The organism is Stenotrophomonas sp. 2YAF22, assembly GCF_052114665.1.
GTDB classification, from domain to species: domain Bacteria; phylum Pseudomonadota; class Gammaproteobacteria; order Xanthomonadales; family Xanthomonadaceae; genus Stenotrophomonas; species Stenotrophomonas indicatrix.
Genome location: NZ_JBFRFE010000372.1, coordinates 1 through 4,292, shown reverse-complemented (window position 1 = coordinate 4,292; position 4,292 = coordinate 1). Strand labels below are relative to the sequence as shown.

The 4,292-nt window shown below is 67.7% G+C and carries 3 protein-coding genes; 1 reads left to right on the top strand and 2 read right to left on the bottom strand.

Annotated elements, in window-relative coordinates; genetic code table 11:
• Nucleotides 1-307: alkaline phosphatase D family protein (locus AB4Y84_RS14665; protein ID WP_442250345.1), on the top strand; the 307-nt coding region annotated here is incomplete at its 5' end.
• 55 nt (nt 308-362) lie between these two features.
• Here the strand turns inward: AB4Y84_RS14665 and AB4Y84_RS14660 are convergent.
• Both AB4Y84_RS14660 and AB4Y84_RS14655 read right to left on the bottom strand, forming a co-directional pair.
• Nucleotides 363-2,471 carry a phosphocholine-specific phospholipase C gene (locus tag AB4Y84_RS14660; protein WP_442244584.1) on the bottom strand — a complete coding sequence of 703 codons (2,109 nt, stop codon included), beginning with the start codon at nt 2,469-2,471 and terminating at the stop codon, nt 363-365.
• Between the two features lie 10 nt (nt 2,472-2,481).
• The coding region (locus AB4Y84_RS14655) for a TonB-dependent receptor domain-containing protein (protein WP_442250344.1) at nt 2,482-4,292 on the bottom strand (1,811 nt) is incomplete at its 5' end.

Sequence of the window (4,292 nt, the reverse complement as noted above, 5' to 3'; positions counted from 1 at the left end):
CTATGCCAGCGACCTGGTGCAGGACAACGCCGATTCCGGGGTGATCTCCAGCGAGTTCCTGGCGACCTCGATCAGCTCGGGCGCCGACGGGCAGGGCATGGATGCGTATGCAGAGAACCAGCTGCGGCACAGTCCCCACCTGAAAGCGACGACGGACAAGCGCGGTTACGTGCTGTGTGATGTCACCCGCGATACCTGGATCGGTGACATGAAGACGCTCGATACGGTCATGCGGCCGAACGGCACGCTGCAGAGCTGGAAGCGCTATGCAGTGGAGCACGGCCGGCCGGGGTTGCAGGAGGCCTGAGCGGGATGTTCCACCCTGTGGAGCCGAGCACGCGCCCGGCTCCACAGAATCACTTTCAGCCGTGATCGAAGCGCAGCGGTTCGCTGCCCATGGCAGGGTCGCTGGTGCCAGGCCGGCCGTCTTCGGCACGTCCGGCGAGGCGTTGCTCGACGCCCTGCGAGCGCACGATCAGGTCGTACCAGCCTGCGGTTGGTGCGGGATCCCAGGCCAGTACGGTTTCCGCGCCGGCCACCAGCTGCAGTTCGCGGGTGGGCATGTGGCCGGCGTAGGCGCCGGCCTGCACCTGGACCTTCCGCGCTGAAGGGGATGAATTGCGCAGCACCAGCCGCATCTGGCCATCCGCGCGCTCCACGTGCGCGTGCAACGGCGCGAGCGTGCCAGCGCCGCGATAGTGGCGATGGAATCCATTCGGCCCCAGCAGCCAGAGGTCGTAACGACCCTGTGCATCCAGTGGCCAACGATCCCGCAACGGAGTACCCGGTACCACGGTGTAACGGCGCGGGATGGCGTCCAGCTGCAAGCGGTCGTAGACATGCAGCACGGCCGTGGCGCCATCGCTGGCCAGCTGCAGGCTGAGGCCCTCGCCATCCACCGACGTGGCCTGCACCTGCGGCCGATAGGGCAGTGCCCGCGCCGGACGCACGCCCGGCGCCTGGCGAGCCGGATGCAGGCCATCGGGCAGCGCAGGCACGGTACGGCCGGGCAGGGCGGCGGCGCGCGCTGCGACGGCGGTGACATCCGGCAGCGCCTTGACGAAGGGGCGCGTGTCGCGCTGGGCGAAGTCGAAGGCGTTGCTCAGGTCACCGCAGACCGCACGCCGCCACGGCGAGATGTCCGGCGCGGCCACGCCGAAGCGGCGCTCGATCAGACGCAGCACCGAGGTGTGGTCGTACACCTGCGAGTCGACCCAGCCGCCACGGCTCCACGGCGAAATCACATACAACGGTACGCGCGGGCCGAGACCGTAGGGACGACCGCGCAGCTCGGCGGCATCGTATTTCTCGTCGCCCGGTGCCCGGTTGCGGTGGTATTCGCCCTCGGTGCTGACCGCCGACGCACCGGCCCAGCCATCGCCAAGCGGGGAGGGCGGTGCCGGTGGCGGCACATGGTCGAAGAAGCCATCGTTCTCATCGAACATCAACAGCAGGGCGGTGCGGCTCCAGACGTCCGGGTCGGCGGTCAGCGCATCCAGCACGCGTGCGGTATAGGCCGCCCCCTGCGCGGGGCTGGACGGCCCCGGATGCTCGCTGCCGGCTGCATCGGCGATAATGAAACTGACCTGCGGCAGGCGGCCGCTGATCGCGTCCTCGCGCAGCTGCGCCAGGCCACGGGTACTGACGCCGCGTGCACGCAGCTCGGGGTCATGCCCCGGGTCGCCGCGGTGCGCCTGGCGGAAGGCCTCGAACCCGGCCAGCGGGTTGTCGGTGAAGTTGTCGGCCATGTCCTGGTAGATCTGCCAGGACACGCCGGCCTGCTGCAGTCGCTCGACATAGCTGGTCCAGCGATAAGACTCCGGATAGCCGCCCTGCTCGGGGAAATTGTCGTGCGAATTGGCGATCACCGGGCCGCCTGCGCGGGCCTGGGCATCGTTGTGGCCGGTCCACAGGAACACGCGGTTCGGGTTGGTGCCGGCCTGCATCGCGCAGTGGTAGGCATCGCAGAGGGTGAACGCATCGGCCAGGGCGAACTGGAACGGCATGTCGCTGCGCTGGAAGTAGCCCATCGAATGGTTCTGCTTGGCCTTGGGCCAGTGCGCCATGCGTCCGTGGTCCCACGCCTGCTGTGCGTCAGGCCAGGTGTGGGGCGTACCCTCCACCCGCATGTAGCCGAAGTGCGCGGCGGTATCCAACGGGAAAGGAGCGATCGCGCGTTGCCCGCTGGCATCGGGCTGCAGCCACAGGCTGCGTGGGCGGTCGCTACCAGGCAGGGGCGACGCTGGGGCCACGAAGCGGTCGCCGAAACCACGTACGCCCGGCAGGGTGCCGAAGTAGTGGTCGAACGAACGGTTCTCCTGCATGAACACCACGATGTGCTGCAGGTCCTGCAGGCTGCGCGTGCGCGAAGCAGGGGCGATCGCTGCTGCCCGGGCGATGCTGGGCAGCAGCGGCGAAAGGCCGGCGGCGACGCCGGCCTGCAACAGTCGGCGTCGGCCGGTATCGGTCACAGGGTCACACTCACAAGTCCACGCGGAAGGAGATGCCGACGGTGCGCGGGGCGCCGATGAAGGCGTTGTCGCGGCCGTCCACCCCTGCAAGATAACGCTTGTCGGTCAGGTTGCTCACCACCAGGTTGGCGCCCATGCCCTTCAGGCGCGGCGACAGGCCCTGCAGGTCAAAGCCGATGTTGGCGTTGAACACGGTGGCCGAAGGCAGCTTGTTGACGTTGGCCGCATCCAGGTAGCGTTCGCCCAGGTAGCGGCCGGACAGGCCGAAGTTCCAGTTCTCGCCCTGCCAGTCGGCCGACACCACCAGGATCTGCTCCGGCTGGCCGATCACCTTGGCGCCATCGACGATGCCCAGCTGCGTGTCGCGCGCGTCGTTGCCGCTGCCCAGGTACTTGGAACGGTTGTAGGTGTAGGCCGCATTGATGCGCCAGCCATTGTCCCAGCCGTAGCCGAAGGCCGCTTCCAGGCCGTTGCTCTCCACGCCGCCGAAGTTCTCGTAGACGCCATCGGTCTCGCCGAGGTAGTCGATGCCGCTGACCAGGCCGGCCGGCAGGTAGACGATGCGGTTGTCGAACTTGATGTTGTACAGGGTGACCGAGGCGGTCAGCGGCCAGCGGCTGATGCGCATGCCCAGTTCGATGTTGTCGGCGGTCTCCGGTTCGACGTTGCGGAAGCGCTGCGGATCGGTTTCACCCAGCACGCCGGACGGGATCGCGGCGAAGTTCTGCGAGTAGCCGGCGAACAGTTCCATGCCCTCCACGCCGGGGGCCCAGGTGAAGCCGGTGGACAGCAGCGGATCGGACTTCGAGTCGGACTTCACATTCTCGGCGGCGCCGATCACGCGGCGGCGGGACTGGTCGACGAAGAACTGCTTTACGCCCAGGCGCGCGCTGAACGGGCCGAAGCGGGCCACGTCCTCGACGTAGTACATCTGCTCATCGACCTTGTACTTGTCCTCGAACTGCACCCAGTAGGGCTGGTGGTCGAAGGCGATGTCCTGGCCGACGTTGAGCAGGCGGTGCCAATCGCGGCGCACGGAACGGTCCAGCTTCTCCACCCACAACCCGCCGCGTACGGTGTTGTCGATGGCGCCGAAGGTCTGCCGCCATTCAACGTCGGCGGTCACGCCCACGCGATCGTTGTCGTAGTGGGAGTGGCGGTAGGACTGCGCGCCCTGCACGTTGCCGGCGTAGCAGTTGGGGTCGTACTCGGCGCTGAAGCCGAGTCGCGGCGTGCAGCTGGCCAGGCGCTGGGCGGAACTGCCGTCGGGGTTCACGAAGTAGATCTGGCCGCGATTGCTGCCACCGTAGACCGTCCTGCCGCCGAGGTACTCCGACTGCGGGCGACCGGCACCGTCGTCGTTGACGTCGGCCAGGTACGGCGGCAGCCAGTCACCGCGGCCCTGCATGCGGTGCCCGTAGGCGGCCATCGAGGCCTTGAAACCGTTGCCGCCATCGAAGGCTGCGCGCAGGTAGCCGAACGTGTTCTCGCGCAGTGCGCGCGAACCGGAGCGATAGTTCTGGTCCAGATACGGAATGCCGGTCAGGGTGCCCACCAGGCCGTCGCGGTCGGGGTTGGTGGCGAACCCCTTCGGCGAAACACTGGTGTACTCCGGCTCGTCGGCATCGTTGTAGGACAGGTAGCCGGTCAGGGTCCAGCGGTCCAGCTCGGTGATGAACTTGCCGGCGATGTTGTCGTTGCTGGTGTGGCCGGTGCCATCGATCCAGTCGTGCACGCGCGCCGACGATGCGCTGATCCACGCGCGGGTGTGTCCTGCAAGCAGGCCGGTGTCGTAGCGTACGTAGTACTTGTGCGCTTCAT